This window comes from Bacillus cereus group sp. BfR-BA-01453, assembly GCF_022662915.1.
In the GTDB taxonomy this organism is placed as follows: Bacteria; Bacillota; Bacilli; order Bacillales; family Bacillaceae_G; genus Bacillus_A; species Bacillus_A paranthracis.
Genome location: NZ_JAKUEN010000025.1, coordinates 14,073 through 29,022, shown reverse-complemented (window position 1 = coordinate 29,022; position 14,950 = coordinate 14,073). Strand labels below are relative to the sequence as shown.

Genomic DNA, 14,950 nt, shown 5'->3' with positions numbered 1-14,950 from the left:
TAGAAAACCCATTGTTTTTCTACTTATGATTGGGGTTTTTATCCATATACAGGAAAAATAAAAGAAGTTGTCTCCAAAAGTTCGTTTTTAACGACCTTTTGGGACAACCTCCATTACTCTACTTAACAAACATTGGATTCTATGTTATACAGAATTGGAAGGTACAGAATTAGGGTTTGTTTTGTTTGTTAAGTAGATTATATGTTGAACGAACTAACAGCGGAGGGGTTCCTTCTGTTAGTCCATTAAACCCAATCATTATTTTACGATTTTTTCAAGCTCATCAAGTGAAAGATCTACTGAAATTGAACCATCATTTGTTTCTTTCTTAATTGCATCTGTTACTTCTTTTGAATGATATAATTCAATTACTTTTTTCAGTGTTGGATCATCTTTATCTTTCGTACGAGCTGCGAAAATATTAATATATGGCTTCGCATTTTCATTCTTTGGATCTTCTAAGAAAATTGGATCCTTCGCTGGATCTAATCCAGCTTGACCAGCAACACCGTTATTAATAACTGATGCTGCAACATCTTTTAACACACGAGGTGTTTGCTGTGCGATAACCGGTGTAATTTTTAATTTCTTCGGATTTTCAGCAATACCACTTGGATCTCCAAATAGACCAAAGTCTTTTTTAAGCTTTAATAATCCAGCTGCATCAAGAAGTTTTAATGCACGTGCTTGGTTCGTTGGATCGTTTGGAATTGCAATTTCTGAACCATCTGGGATTTCATTTGCTTTCTTATATTTTTCAGAGTATAAACCCATTGGCGCAATTTGCGTTGTACCAACAGCTGTAATATCTAGCTTATGCTCTTTTTTAAATTGTTCTAAGAATGCAATGTGCTGGAATGAGTTTAATTCAATATCTCCATCAGCTAACGCTTTATTTGGCGTTGTGTAATCAGAGAACTCAACCAGTTTAATTTTAATTCCTTCTTTTTCAGCTTTCCTCTTCAAAATTTCCCAAGCGTCTCCATCCGTTCCAGTTACACCGACGCGAACTACTTTTTCTTTCGCCCCTGCCCCTGTGTCTCCACTTGAGCAGCCGCTTAATGCTGAAACCCCTACAATTGCTGATAATGCAAATGCTAAAATTTTCTTCATTTTCTTTTCCCCTCTTCCTTTTTATGATCTGCGTAAAAAGACTTTCGCAAAATAGTTTCCTAAGTTTTGAGCTAATTGTACGAGAATGATAAGTAAAACGACCGTTACGAACATAACTGATGTATCAAAACGTTGATAACCATATGTCATTGCTAAATCACCAAGACCGCCACCACCGACAAGCCCAGCAACTGCAGAAAATTCAATTAAACCAACTGTCATAAATGTAACACCTAAAATTAATGGTGCTAACGCTTCTGGTACAAGGATTTCAAAAACAATTCTAATTGGTGAAGCACCCATCGCTTGCGCTGCTTCAATTACCCCTTTCGGAACAGAAACAAGATTTGTTTCAACCATTCTAGCGATACCAATTGATGCAACTAACGTCATTGGAAAAATTGCTGCTGCTGTTCCAATTGTCGTTCCGATAACACTTCTTGTTAACGGGCTTAAAGCTACTAAGAAGATAATGAACGGAATCGGACGAATTGTATTAATGATGATATTAAGAATAGAAAAGACCCATTTATTTTCTAAAAAGTTTCCTTTTCTCGTTACATATAAAAGTAAACCTAGAGGTATACCAAGAATTGTAGCGAATATAAGGGTTACAATTACCATTAAGAGGGTATCTCCCGTCGCATCTAGTATGCGCGGCCAAAATATACTCCAATCAACTCGCATGAGCTTCTACCTCCTTCAGCTGCACTTGCAGTCTTAGATGTTGTAATGCTTTTTGAATTTCCCTCTGTTCACCTTGCAATTCTACAAGAAGATTTCCAAATAGCACATTTTGAAGTTCAATAATATTTCCGTACAGTACATTTACATCCACGTTATAGTTTTTTGCGATATATGATAGTACCGGCTGTCCTGTTTCCTCACCAGTAAATGTTAGGCGATAAATCTGACCACCATTTTGAATTTTCGCTAAAACACTTTCCGGTAAATGATCATTAATAACAGAACGTACAAAGTTTTGAGTCGTCGTTGTTTTTGGTTGTGTGAAAACATCAAACAGTTTTCCTTCTTCAATAACTTTTCCTTTTTCCATTACAGCTACACGGTGACAAATTTCTTTCACGACATGCATTTCATGTGTAATAAGAAGAATTGTTAAATTATATTCTCGATTTACTTTCTTTAATAAGTTTAGAATTTCTGTCGTTGTTTCTGGATCTAAAGCTGATGTTGCCTCATCACATATAAGAATATCTGGTGATGTTGCAAGTGCTCTAGCAATACCTACACGCTGCTTTTGTCCGCCTGATAGCTGCTCTGGGTAATTGTTTGCTTTATCTTCTAACCCTACAAACTTCAGCAATTCATTTACTCTTTCTTTTATTTCATTCTTTGGTACTTTTGCTAACTTTAATGGATAAGCAATATTCCCAAATACTGTTCTTGAATTAAATAAATTAAAGCTTTGAAAAATCATCCCGATTCTTTGTCTTAGCTTCCGTAATTCTTTCGTCGATAATGATGTAATCTCTTTATCATCTATTGAAATCGTTCCTGCCGTTGGTCTCTCTAACATGTTTACTAGGCGTAATAACGTACTCTTTCCAGCGCCACTAAAACCAATAATGCCAAAAATTTCGCCTTTCTCAACTGATAACGTTACATCCTCCACCGCATGAACAGATTGCCCACCTGTTTCATATACTTTACTTACATTGTTAAAAGAAATCATTTTTTCCCCTCCTATATGCTGTGAAAACTTGAAGCAGAGCTCTCGAGGTAAAATAAAAAGTGCTCTCCTTCTTATCAACCATAAAGATAAGAAGGAGAGCACTTATATGTACTCGTTCACATCTTCTCATCTTCCAAGCCTTTCATAGACTTGCTGGAGTTAGCACGGTATTAAAAAAACCCGTTGCTGAGGTATCGTAGGGCCAGTCCCTCCACCTCTCTGGATAAGAATGTATCGATTTAATTGTCGTTTAATTAATTCTCATTATAGAACTCAGAATAATAAGAGTCAATACATTTTTTAGAAAAATATTAATTATTTCTTTATTAAAATTTTCAGATGAAAAATTCAAGAAAAAATAGTAATCTTTAAAGTTATGTAAAATTCTCCTCTTGCATATTTTTTAAAAGGATAATCTTCTCTACTAATTGAATACCATTATTTGAATATGAAATCGGAGGAAGATAAATATATGAAAACAGCTCTTTTACTCATTGATATTCAAAATGATTATTTTCCACACGGCAAAATGGAATTACGTAATCCAGTCGAAGCAAGCGCATATGCCCGTCGGCTACTACAGCTCTTTAGAAAGAAAAACGAACCTATTTTTCATATCCAACATGTAGCAATAAAAGAGGACGCTACTTTTTTCCTACCCAATACAGAAGGTGTACATATTCATGAAAGCGTACGCCCACTTAAAGAAGAAACCGTTATACTCAAACATTATCCAAATAGTTTTCGCGAAACCGATCTTCTAGAGCAATTACAACGTTTAAATATTGAGCACCTCGTCATATGCGGGATGATGACTCATATGTGTATTGATGCTACCGTAAGGGCTGCCTTTGATTTCGGCTTGCAATGTACTGTTATACATGATGCTTGTGCGACAAAAGATCTTTCTTTTAAGAATGCTACGATACCAGCTGTTTATATTCATAATACAATTTTAGCTAGTTTAAATGGCGTATATGCAAATGTAATGAGTACAGAGGAGTTTTTAGCTACAAAAAAACACTCTCTTCAGTGAGCAAAACCGAAAAGAGTGTTTCTTGTCAAACCATAGATTTTCTTTCAAATTGTATTATACAGGAAATCCTTAAAATGAATACAAAAAAATGTGACTAATAAGTCAACTTTTCTCATTGTTTTATTTCTATTTACATGTTTATCCCGATATGAATAGGTTTTAGCTAGTTCCACTTACCAAATAGTAATATATGGTAAGTGTTTTTTAATGCAAATTAACTAATTTCTCCTATTATTTATCTGTTTGTTTTTGTTTCTTTTTCAAATACTCCGCACGCAATTTTTCAATTTGCTGCTTTTTATCAAATTTGACAGGCGTCTGTTTTTCATGAAACTTCGCGACAGCTACCTGACCTTTGTAATCCAATTGATATTTTCCCACTTTGTTCACCTACTTTTCTTATCTTGAAAGAGAATTTATTCAACCAATATAATATACCTTATTTTACTGAAGTAAACCTTATATTAGTTTTTCTACTTATATGTATCTTAATCCACATATAGAAAGTTTTTCAAAAAAAAGAGATCTTCGCAGACTGCGAAGATCTCTTCTACTATTTCTTATAAAGTTTCAGAAGTAGTTTTTGCTTGCATGTGAAGTGCTAAGTAGTCAGGGCCACCAGCTTTAGAGTCTGTACCAGACATGTTAAAGCCACCGAATGGTTGGTATCCTACGATTGCACCAGTACATCCACGGTTGAAGTATAAGTTACCTACGTGGAAGTCTTCACGTGCTTTTTCAATATGGTCACGGTTGTTAGAGATAACTGCTCCTGTTAAACCGTATTCTGTATTGTTTGCAATTGCAAGTGCATGGTCAAAGTCTTTTGCTTTACAGAATGCTACTACTGGTCCGAAGATTTCTTCTTTCATTAGGCGAGCATCTTCTGCAACGTCAGCAACGATTGTTGGTTGGATGAACCAGCCTTTAGAATCGTCTCCTTCGCCACCTGCTAAAATTCTACCTTCTTCTTTACCAATTGCAACATAGCTCATTACTTTATCGAATGCAGCTTGGTCATTAACAGGACCCATGTTTGTACCTAATACAGCTGGGTTAGCAACTGTTAATTCTTTCGTTAATTCAACAGCACGATTTAATACGTGATCGTATACATCTTCATGGATTACTGCGCGAGAACATGCAGAACATTTTTGTCCTGAGAATCCGAATGCTGATGCAACGATAGATTTAGCTGCTAATTCAAGATCTGCTTCTTTATCAACAACGATTGTATCTTTACCGCCCATTTCAGCGATAACGCGTTTTAACCAAATTTGGCCTGGGTTTACTTTCGCTGCGCGCTCATAAATACGGATACCTACATCACGAGATCCAGTGAAGCTAATGAAACGTGTACGAGGGTGATCTACTAAGTAGTCACCAACTTCAGAACCATTACCTGGTACGAAGTTTACTACGCCAGCTGGTAAGCCAGCTTCTTCTAATACTTCCATGAATTTCGCTGCTACTACAGGAGTTGTACTAGCTGGTTTTAGTAATACTGTGTTACCAGAAACTAAAGCAGCTGTTGTCATACCTGCCATAATTGCGAATGGGAAATTCCAAGGAGAAATGATAACACCTACTCCTAATGGAATGTAAGAGAAACGATTATATTCAATTGGACGGCTTTCTACTGGAATTCCGTCTTTTAATTTCAACATTTGACGACCATAATATTCCATAAAGTCGATTGCTTCTGCTGTATCAGCATCTGCCTCATTCCATGGTTTACCTGCTTCTTTTACAAGAATAGCAGAGAATTCATGTTTTCTACGACGAACGATCGCTGCAGCACGGAATAAAATGTCTGCACGCATTTCTGGCTTTGATTTTCTCCAAGTTTGGAATGTTTCATCCGCTACTTGCATTGCTTTTTCAGCTAACTCACGGCTTGCTTTTGAAACACGACCAACAAGTTCCTCTTTATTTGCAGGGTTTACAGAAACAATTTTGTCTTCTGTAGTGATTTTTTCTCCCCCAATAATTAATGGATAGTCTTGCCCAAGATAAGATTCTACTTTCTTTAAACCTTCTTCAAACGCTAATTTGTTAGCCTCCACTGAAAAATCTGTAAATGGCTCATGTTTGTATGCTACTACCATTATTTTTAGCCTCCCCTTAGAAAAACGTTTACATTTTACAACATTATTCTACACGATAATTTAGATTTATTCAAATATTCCTAGACTTATATTTTAAAAATTAATTAATTTTTAAAATATAATAAAAAAACAGAGTTATACAAATGTATAACTCTACAAAATATGAGTATATTCCAAAACGTTTTTGCTAATCAATAAAATAGTTACTAACAAGAATAAAGTTCTTACATATCCAACACCTTTTTGAACTGCAAATTTCGATCCAAAATAAGCGCCCAAAATCATCGATAATCCCATAATAATACCGTATTCAAAATGAATTACGTCTAAAAATAAAAAAGTGATTAACGATACGATATTACTAACAAAATTCAAAAGTTTTCCAGATGCTGCCGCTTGAATAAAATCCAAACCAATTAATAAAAATGCAAAAATTAAAAAGGATCCTGTCCCTGGTCCAAAAAATCCATCGTAAAACCCTATCATTAAAATAACAAAGAAAAATATTAATGTTTTTCTTTTCGTCATCTTCTTATAGGTAGATACACTTCCCCAATCCTTTTTCGCAATAATATAAATAGCAATAAATACCAACATTACAAGCACTAACGGACGTAAAATATCTGGAGGAATAAACTTTACTACTAAAGCACCTGCTACTGCTCCTATAACAGTTAACGGGATTAACTTTCCTACAATTTTAAAATCGACCTTTCCCGATCGAATAAAGTAAATCGCACTCGTAAACGTCCCCATCGTTGCAGCTAATTTATTCGTTGCAATTGCCGAAGCTGGCGGTAAACCAACAAACATAAGTGCCGGAAGCGAAATTAACCCTCCACCGCCAACAACTGAATCAATAAAAGCTGCTAAAAAACCGAATGCAATTAATAAAATAATGACTTGAAAACTTAATTCGTCCATGCGCTTTACCCCTTACCCCATTATTTATAACATTTTAAATTATAACAAAATTACCCAAGAAAAAAAGCCGTTCCATAAAGGAACGGCCCTTCTATTTAATCTAAAATTTTCACATACGGCTCATCTTGCTTCGCCTCACGTATAATAATCGCTTCTGGACGTTCTACAGATTTAATCGTTACTTGTACTTTCATATAATTCGGGAAGTATTCCATAACAAGCCCGGCTACATATTGTGTAAAGCCAATTATTTCTGCTTTCCCATTAAACTGGACAGGAATATCGAGCTTTATTTCTCTTAATTCATCGTCTCTATACATACCAGTACCGATAACAGCTGTATAGTCGCCTTGGAAATAATCGCTTAATTTTGCCTTGAAGTTTGATACTCTCGCCAGATCTTCACGTTTATTATCTGTTTTCGCTTGTTCAGATGGGAACAAATAGTATTTCTCATTAATTTGTTTCCAATCCTCAACCGTTTCACTGCCTTTTTCAACATTCGCATAAGAAACAAAGTTACCTGGTACGAGCGAAGACTTTGGAGCCTGACGATAAATCGCAAATGTTATCGGAACATTTTTTGCTTCAGACTTTTTTTCGTGCATAACTTTCAAGATTTCTTGCGCCATTTTTTTCCCTTCAGCTAACATTTTTTCTTGCTCAATTTTAGCCTCACGCGGATAACCATGCTCTTCCTCATAATAATGAACCGAATTCATCGCTAAGCCAACTACAATGCCTTGGAGCTCACCTTTCTCATCTTTCTCGTCTTTTTTCACATAATAATCATGCTCTAAAATATTCGAAATATATATTGGATTTTTTTTATTTTTTTCCTCTAATGATCCAGATCCTTCACCTAACGCTGGGTTTAAACCAATGTTTGGAAACTTAACTGCATCCTTTTTTAATTTGTCCTCTAGTTCTTTTTGTTCAGCAACTGTACGCTTTCTTTTAACAAGCATTTGTATAGTTTGAGCATCTAGAACATCTCCACCTTTAAAGAAATGTTCTTTCGTACTAAATGATTCTTTCGCAATACGCATTAATCCTGTTTCAAATTCATCTATATCAAGACGATTACTTACTCCTTGCACAACTAAGCCACGTGCGTTTCCTCCCTCAAATGGAATAGTCGTCTTATAATATTCATCCGAAATAGAGTAATTCGGGACGATTGCTTGCTCTTTTGCTTTCCCCGATTTCTCAACCACTTTTTCATCTTTATCGGCACCTGCACTACACCCACTTACAAGTAGGCCAAGGCTTAATACCGCTAATGCTATTTTTTTCATGGTAAGTTTGCACCTCTTACTTATTTAGCTCTTGTAAGAACCTCTCTTCATTCCAAACCTCAACATTATGTTTCTCCGCTTGTGCTAATTTCGAACCTGCCGCTTCACCTGCAACAACTAAATCTGTACTTTTACTAACACTTCCTGTTACTTTTCCACCTAATGCCTCAATCTTCTTCTTCGCTTCACTACGTCCCATCACTTCTAATTTCCCTGTTAAAACGACAGTTTTTCCTGCGAAGTACGACTCAACGTTTTGTAAATCAGCAATTTTCATGCCTTTATATGTCATGTTCACGCCGTATTCTTTAAATTGTTGTAATAACTCTAATACGTCTTCATTATCGAAATACGTTACTACGGATTGAGCCATTTTTTCACCAATTTCATTAATTGCTTTTAGTTCTTCTTCCGTTGCCTTCACAAGCGCATCCATCGTTTCGAAATGCTCTGCAAATGTACGTGCCGCTTTCGCTCCAACATGGCGAATACCAAGACCGAATAATAATCGCTCTAATGAGTTTTCTTTAGAATTCTCAATTGCTTGTACTAAATTCGTTGCTGATTTTTCTCCAAATCGTTCTAGCTGTAATAATTGCTCTTTCGTCAACGAATATAAATCAGCAAATGTACGAATATAATCTGCCTCAAAGAGTTGTGTAATGACACGTTCTCCAAGTCCATCAATATTCATTGCGTTTCTTGAAACGAAATGGATTAACCCTTCTCGAATTTGAGCAGGACAAGTTGGATTTATACAACGAAGTGCTACCTCTTCTTCTAAACGAACTAGTTCACTCTCACATGCTGGGCAATGCGTTGGCATATGATATTCTTCTTCCTCACCAGTACGCTTATCGAAAATAACATTCACAACTTCAGGAATAATATCTCCAGCCTTCTTCACAACAACGTAGTCACCAATTCGAATATCTTTTTCACGAATTAAATCTTCGTTATGTAAAGAAGCACGACGAACGATCGTACCAGCCACTCGCACTGGCTCTAGCTCTGCAGTCGGTGTTACAACCCCTGTACGACCAACACTTAATTCAATGCCTGTTAATCTTGTTACAACTTCTTCAGCTGGGAATTTATAAGCAATTGCCCATCTTGGACTCTTTGCTGTAGTGCCTAGACTTTCTTGAAGAGTAACATCATCTACTTTTATAACGATCCCGTCAATCTCATAATCAAGATGCGGACGTTTTTCTTGCCATTCTTCTACATAAGCTATAACTTCTTCAATTGTTTCACATGTGCGTCGATTTGGATTTGTTTTGAATCCAAGTTCACCTAAGAAATCAAGCGATTCACTATGTGATAGGATTGTTTTTTCTTCTACATTCGCAAGACCGTATACAAACATAGATAAGTTACGCTTCGCTGCAATTTTCGGATCAAGTTGGCGGATTGAACCTGCTGCCGCATTACGCGGATTCGCAAATACATCTTCACCATTTTGCTCTTTTTCTTCATTTAACTTAACGAATGAACGCTTCGGCATATAAGCTTCGCCTCGTGCCTCTAACGTTACTTCTTCATTTAAACGAAGCGGGATTGCTTTAATCGTTTTTAAATTTTGGGTAATATCTTCACCTGTTACACCATCACCACGTGTTGCCCCTTGAATGAAGCGTCCTTTTTCATAATGAAGTGAAACAGCAAGTCCGTCAATTTTTAATTCGCATATATATCTTACATTCGCATCATCAATTCCTTGACGTACTCGTCGGTCAAAATCACGTAAATCTCCTTCGTTAAATGCATTTCCCAAACTTAACATCGGTGACTTGTGTGTTACTTTTTCAAATATATCAAGAACCGTTCCCCCAACGCGAACGGAGGGAGAATCTTCACTCATAAACTCTGGGTTCTCTGCTTCTAATTTTATAAGCTCCTGCATATTACGGTCATACTCCGCATCAGAAACAGAAGGATTGTCTAACACGTGATATTGATAGTTAAATGTATTTAACAAATCACGTAGTTCTTCTATACGTTTTTTTACTATCTCTTTTGACATATCCTCATTCCTTTCCTATTGTTTCGTCACAGGTGCAAATTTTGCTAACAAGCGTTTAACACCAATTGGGCTTGGGAACGCAATATCTAATTCTTTTGCATCACCTTCACCTTTTACACTTACAACTGTACCGATTCCCCATTTTTGGTGGGAAGCTTTATCGCCTACTGCCCAGCCGATTTGTTCGCCGCCTGTCGTCTTAGCTGCAGGACGCGCGAAAGCTGAGCGAGAACGTGTTGTAGTTGTAGTTGTAGTTGTAGTTGTCGTTTTACTGCTACTTGCCGTTCTTCCTTTTGCACCAAACGAAGTTTCACGCTTCGGCGCTGTTTCATTTAATGATTCTACTAGTTCTGTCGGGATTTCTGTAATGAATCGGGATGCGGCATTCATACTTGTTCTACCAAATAAAGTACGCATTTGTGCATTTGATAAATACAACTCTTCTTCTGCACGAGTAATACCTACATAAGCAAGACGACGCTCTTCTTGCATTTCATCTTCTTCCATTAGAGAACGAGTATGCGGGAATATTCCTTCCTCTAAACCAACAATAAAGACAACTGGGAATTCTAATCCTTTCGCTGAGTGCATCGTCATTAAAATAACTTCCTCACCAGCAGTTGGGTCTTCATCTACACGATCAATATCTGCAACAAGTGCTAAGTCTGTTAAGAATGCAACAAGGCTCTTATCTTCGCTTTGAGATTCAAATGTTTGCGTAACAGATAAAAACTCATCTAAGTTCTCTAGACGACCTTCCGCTTCTAACGTACGCTCGTTTTTCAACATGTCGCGATAGCCTGTTTTCTCAATAACTTCTTCTACCAATTCTGTAACAGATAAATACTCTTGCATATTTACCCAGTTGTGTAATAAACCTGCGAATTCTTTTACTGCCTTTGTAACCTTTGCACTTACTCCAACGTGCTCAATCTCATCGAATACAGCTGTTAATGAAATTCCATTTTGTACACCGTAATTAATAATTTTATCGATAGAAGTCGCACCAATTCCGCGCTTTGGCACGTTAATAATACGTGCGAAACTAATCTCATCATCTGGATTCCCAATTAAGCGTAAATACGCCAAAATGTCTTTAATCTCTTTACGGTCGTAGAACTTCGTACCGCCGACAATTTTGTAAGGAATATTAGATTTCAGGAAAATCTCCTCGACCATACGAGACTGCGCATTTGTACGATATAACACCGCAAAATCAGTATATTTTCGTTTTCCCATTTGAATATCGTCACGAATTTTTTTCGCAACAAAGTACGCCTCGTCCTTTTCCGTTGCAGCACGATAGTAAGAGATTTTGCTTCCAACTTCATTATCTGTCCATAATTTCTTCGGTTTACGATTCGTATTTCTTTCAATGACAGCATTCGCTGCATTTAAAATATTTTGTGATGAACGATAATTTTGTTCTAACAGAATAACTTGCGCATTCTCATAATCTTTTTCAAATGACAAAATGTTAGAAATGTCCGCACCACGCCAGCGATAAATTGACTGATCTGAGTCACCTACAACACATAAATTTTTAAAACGTGCTGCCAAATGTTTAACAAGAAGGTACTGCGCTTTGTTCGTATCTTGATACTCATCCACGTGAATATACTGGAATTTACGCTGATAAAACTCTAGTACTTCTGGAACACGTTCAAATAGTTGAATCGTCGTCATAATTAAATCATCAAAGTCTAATGAGTTATTTTTCAAAAGACGTTTTTGATATTCTGTATATACATCGCTCGTTAATTTTTCATATGGATCAGCAATTGTAATTTTCTTTGCATATTTATCCGCAGATAACAATTCATTTTTCGCATTACTAATACCAGCTAAAATAGAGCGCGGTTCAAATTTCTTCGGATCAATATTGCGCTCTTTCATAATTTTTTTGACTACAGTTAACTGATCACCTGAATCTAAAATTGTAAAGTTACGATTAATACCAATACGATCGATATCACGTCGTAAAATACGTACACACATAGAGTGGAACGTAGAAATCCAAATATCTTCTGCTTCTGGTCCGACAAGTGTATCAATACGCTCGCGCATTTCACGAGCCGCTTTATTTGTAAAGGTAATAGCTAGTACATTCCATGGTGCTACTCCTTTTTCACCAAGTAAATACGCAATACGATGTGTTAACACACGTGTTTTACCACTGCCTGCGCCTGCCATTAATAGAAGTGGTCCGTTCGTTGTTTGTACTGCTTTTTGTTGCTGCGGATTTAAACCATTTAATAATCTATCTGTCATACTCATATATGCCTGCACCTACTCTCCTTTTACTGCTTTAACCGTTTTTAACGCTGCTTTTATATCATCATAAATAATATTTCCAACAACTACTGTATCAGCATACTGCGCCATTTCCTTCGCTTGTTCAGCATTAGAAATACCACCGCCATAATATAACTTAGCTTGTTTCAATTCTGCTTTCACATTTTTAACAAGTTCAACATCTCCATACGTACCGCTATATTCTAAATAAAATATCGGTAAACGTAATAGCTTGTCTGCTAAACGCGCGTATGCAATTACATCATCTTCTGTTACATCACACTTTGCATCTGTAAGCTGGGCTACTTTCGCTTCAGGATTTAAAACACAATATCCTTCCATAAAAATTTCGTCCCAATCCATAATATCCCCAAATTCTTTCAAAGCCTCATGATGAACGCCTGTTACCCATTCCACCTTTCGGCTATTTAAAACGCTTGGGATATAATAAAAATCGAATCCTGGTGTAATTGCTTCCACATCAGAAACCTCTAACACACAAGGAACTGCATATCTACGAATGCTAACTAGCATGTGTAGTACATTATCAATTGTCACCCCATCACTTCCGCCTACAATAACAGCATCTGTTCCAGACTCACAAATCATTTCTAAATGTTCGTCACTTAATTCCTTATTCGGATCAAGTTTAAATACATGTTTCCATCCGGAAATATCGTACATGAAAACACCCTTTCTTTTCTCAAGTTGTATATATTTCTGTTTAAAATAACAGTTTATTTTCATTAGGATTTTTTTAGTTCACCTTAAATATTTGTTTAAAGCGGAGAATTAAGTTTGAAATCCCCTCTTCCACATTTTTTAAACGAGAGGATTTAATTTTGAACTTCCTTTTATGCATTCTTTCATTATAACAAAAAAAGCTACTTACACACACGCACAATCCAACATCTTTTTCCACGTCAAATGTTGGATTACATATCCGAAAAATCAAAAGGGATACTAATAAAAGAAATAGTATTATCTATTTCAACTTTCATAAAAGGAGTGTTTTTCTAATGAAGCAAAATATCGGTACAATAAATGCCCTAATTCGAATTACACTCGGACTTGTCCTCTTCGGTTGTAGTGCAACGAAACTCGTGCGCAAACCTTGGTGCACTTGGTCTAACATTTTGCTATGGATTGGTGCAATGAAAGTTGCAGAGGGAATTGTTCGTTTCTGCCCTATTGTTGAAATGTGGAAATTCGGAAAATACATGAACATGGGGGCATTTAAAATGCCTAGCATGGATTTTGCTAAAAAGGGACATACTAAAGAAGAAGCGAATCAAACTTCCAATCACGACAAACCACAGTCAAATGGAAGTTATGACGCTTCTGACAAAGAGATTGAGTCAGCGATTGAAGATATAATCCTGGCAAAACCGCTTTGAATCATTTGTCACGATGCAAGATGCTCTCAAAGGGACTTAGCTGCTGCAGTGGGCGGTTAAGTCTTCTTTATTTTACCACGAAACAGAACGTACATTCTTATTTTAAGTATTTAAATATACATAATCAATAAAATTCAGAAAATTAGGTGTAAACCCCTTGATTAAAATGATATAAAAGTGATATCATTTTTATATCAGGAGGCGATCATATGAAAGAAAAACAAGTATTTTACGTTAATGGTTTTCTTGGGATTATTGGAATTTTAATTTTAGCCGCTATCGGTGTATTTTTCCTTGTACAAGAAATTTTCATAGGAGCAGCATTAACTATTATTTTAGCTGCAGTTCTTGCTACAGGTATCGGGATTGTTCAGCCAAATCAAGCAAAAGTCATTACGTTTTTCGGTAATTATTTAGGAACAATTCGTCAAAACGGTTTATTTTTAACGATTCCGTTCGCGTTCCGTCAAACTGTATCGTTACGTGTTGAAAACTTTAATAGTAAAAAATTAAAAGTAAATGATGTCGACGGCAACCCAATTGAAATTGCAGCTGTTATCGTATATAAAGTTGTTGATTCTGCAAAAGCAATGTTCGGCGTCGAACATTATGATCGATTTGTAGAAATTCAAAGCGAAACGGCAATCCGCCACGTTGCAACGAAATATCCTTATGACAATTTTCAAGATGAAACTTGCATTACGTTACGTGGAAACACTGAAGAAATCTCTGAAGAATTAAAACGTGAGCTAGAAGCACGCCTTGAAATTGCTGGCGTAGAAGTGTTAGAAACTCGTTTAACACATTTAGCTTACGCAACAGAAATTGCCCATGCAATGCTACAACGTCAACAAGCAAAAGCAGTATTAGCTGCTAGAAAAGAGATTGTTGAAGGTGCTGTGAAGATGGCCAAAGATTCAATCCATATGTTAGATGAAGAAGGCGTACTAGAACTCGATGACGAGCGTAAAGCAAATATGGTGAACAACTTATTAGTTGCCATCGTTTCAGACAAAGGTGCGCAACCAGTTATTAATACAGGAAGCCTATACTAAAA

General features: G+C 36.3%; 13 protein-coding genes and 1 riboswitch. Of the genes, 3 read left to right on the top strand and 10 right to left on the bottom strand.

The genetic code is table 11. The annotated features are described in order from the left end of the window. Positions 1-258: 258 nt before the first annotated feature. The 3 genes from MR070_RS25955 to MR070_RS25945 are packed head-to-tail and all read right to left on the bottom strand — an operon-like array spanning position 259 to position 2,809. Positions 259-1,113: a MetQ/NlpA family ABC transporter substrate-binding protein gene (locus MR070_RS25955; RefSeq protein ID WP_000721604.1), complete on the bottom strand. Its 855-nt coding sequence runs from the start codon at positions 1,111-1,113 to the stop codon at positions 259-261. A 21-nt stretch (positions 1,114-1,134) separates the two neighbouring features. Beyond that, complete coding sequence (locus tag MR070_RS25950; RefSeq protein WP_001261859.1) at positions 1,135-1,800, bottom strand: methionine ABC transporter permease; 666 nt, start codon at positions 1,798-1,800, stop codon at positions 1,135-1,137. Then, positions 1,790-2,809 (bottom strand): methionine ABC transporter ATP-binding protein, encoded by a 1,020-nt coding sequence (locus MR070_RS25945; protein WP_044790894.1) that lies wholly within the window; start codon positions 2,807-2,809, stop codon positions 1,790-1,792. Before MR070_RS25945 ends, MR070_RS25950 begins: the two co-directional genes overlap by 11 nt. Positions 2,810-2,932: 123 nt before the next feature. Next, positions 2,933-3,039: riboswitch (SAM riboswitch) on the bottom strand. 242 nt (positions 3,040-3,281) lie between these two features. Here MR070_RS25945 and MR070_RS25940 point away from each other — a divergent pair. Next, positions 3,282-3,845: a cysteine hydrolase family protein gene (locus tag MR070_RS25940; RefSeq protein WP_000844889.1), complete on the top strand. Its 564-nt coding sequence runs from the start codon at positions 3,282-3,284 to the stop codon at positions 3,843-3,845. A gap of 231 nt (positions 3,846-4,076) precedes the next feature. Here MR070_RS25940 and MR070_RS25935 read toward each other — a convergent pair whose 3' ends face one another. From MR070_RS25935 to pcrB, 7 genes are all read right to left on the bottom strand, one after another. Next, entirely contained in the window at positions 4,077-4,226 is a 150-nt protein-coding gene (locus MR070_RS25935) for a hypothetical protein (RefSeq protein WP_000521648.1), read from the bottom strand. Between the two features lie 179 nt (positions 4,227-4,405). After that, a complete protein-coding gene (pruA, locus tag MR070_RS25930) occupies positions 4,406-5,953 on the bottom strand; it encodes an L-glutamate gamma-semialdehyde dehydrogenase (RefSeq protein WP_000259550.1) in 1,548 nt (515 codons plus the stop codon). A 153-nt stretch (positions 5,954-6,106) separates the two neighbouring features. Then, on the bottom strand, positions 6,107-6,877 hold the full coding sequence (locus MR070_RS25925; protein ID WP_000343968.1) for a TSUP family transporter: 771 nt from the start codon (positions 6,875-6,877) through the stop codon (positions 6,107-6,109). Positions 6,878-6,972: 95 nt separating this feature from the next. Continuing rightward, on the bottom strand, positions 6,973-8,175 hold the full coding sequence (locus MR070_RS25920; protein WP_000717042.1) for a CamS family sex pheromone protein: 1,203 nt from the start codon (positions 8,173-8,175) through the stop codon (positions 6,973-6,975). A 16-nt stretch (positions 8,176-8,191) separates the two neighbouring features. Continuing rightward, positions 8,192-10,201: an NAD-dependent DNA ligase LigA gene (gene ligA, locus MR070_RS25915; RefSeq protein ID WP_242262245.1), complete on the bottom strand. Its 2,010-nt coding sequence runs from the start codon at positions 10,199-10,201 to the stop codon at positions 8,192-8,194. Positions 10,202-10,216: 15 nt separating this feature from the next. Next, positions 10,217-12,478 carry a DNA helicase PcrA gene (pcrA, locus tag MR070_RS25910; protein WP_242262243.1) on the bottom strand — a complete coding sequence of 754 codons (2,262 nt, stop codon included), beginning with the start codon at positions 12,476-12,478 and terminating at the stop codon, positions 10,217-10,219. 12 nt (positions 12,479-12,490) lie between these two features. Continuing rightward, positions 12,491-13,180 (bottom strand): heptaprenylglyceryl phosphate synthase, encoded by a 690-nt coding sequence (gene pcrB / locus MR070_RS25905; RefSeq protein WP_000272090.1) that lies wholly within the window; start codon positions 13,178-13,180, stop codon positions 12,491-12,493. 335 nt (positions 13,181-13,515) lie between these two features. Here pcrB and MR070_RS25900 point away from each other — a divergent pair, with 335 nt between their 5' ends. Both MR070_RS25900 and MR070_RS25895 read left to right on the top strand, forming a co-directional pair. Next, complete coding sequence (locus MR070_RS25900) at positions 13,516-13,893, top strand: YgaP family membrane protein (protein ID WP_000812349.1); 378 nt, start codon at positions 13,516-13,518, stop codon at positions 13,891-13,893. A gap of 209 nt (positions 13,894-14,102) precedes the next feature. Then, entirely contained in the window at positions 14,103-14,948 is an 846-nt protein-coding gene (locus MR070_RS25895; RefSeq protein ID WP_000660683.1) for an SPFH domain-containing protein, read from the top strand. Positions 14,949-14,950: the final 2 nt, after the last annotated feature.

Coding starts and splice junctions, on each gene's coding strand:
- MR070_RS25955 (WP_000721604.1), bottom strand. CDS start 1,113: ATGAAGAAAATTTTAGCATTTGCATTATCAGCAATTGTAGGGGTTTCA.
- MR070_RS25950 (WP_001261859.1), bottom strand. CDS start 1,800: ATGCGAGTTGATTGGAGTATATTTTGGCCGCGCATACTAGATGCGACG.
- MR070_RS25945 (WP_044790894.1), bottom strand. CDS start 2,809: ATGATTTCTTTTAACAATGTAAGTAAAGTATATGAAACAGGTGGGCAA.
- MR070_RS25940 (WP_000844889.1), top strand. CDS start 3,282: ATGAAAACAGCTCTTTTACTCATTGATATTCAAAATGATTATTTTCCA.
- pruA (WP_000259550.1), bottom strand. CDS start 5,953: ATGGTAGTAGCATACAAACATGAGCCATTTACAGATTTTTCAGTGGAG.
- MR070_RS25925 (WP_000343968.1), bottom strand. CDS start 6,877: ATGGACGAATTAAGTTTTCAAGTCATTATTTTATTAATTGCATTCGGT.
- MR070_RS25920 (WP_000717042.1), bottom strand. CDS start 8,175: ATGAAAAAAATAGCATTAGCGGTATTAAGCCTTGGCCTACTTGTAAGT.
- ligA (WP_242262245.1), bottom strand. CDS start 10,201: ATGTCAAAAGAGATAGTAAAAAAACGTATAGAAGAACTACGTGATTTG.
- pcrA (WP_242262243.1), bottom strand. CDS start 12,478: ATGAGTATGACAGATAGATTATTAAATGGTTTAAATCCGCAGCAACAA.
- pcrB (WP_000272090.1), bottom strand. CDS start 13,180: ATGTACGATATTTCCGGATGGAAACATGTATTTAAACTTGATCCGAAT.
- MR070_RS25900 (WP_000812349.1), top strand. CDS start 13,516: ATGAAGCAAAATATCGGTACAATAAATGCCCTAATTCGAATTACACTC.
- MR070_RS25895 (WP_000660683.1), top strand. CDS start 14,103: ATGAAAGAAAAACAAGTATTTTACGTTAATGGTTTTCTTGGGATTATT.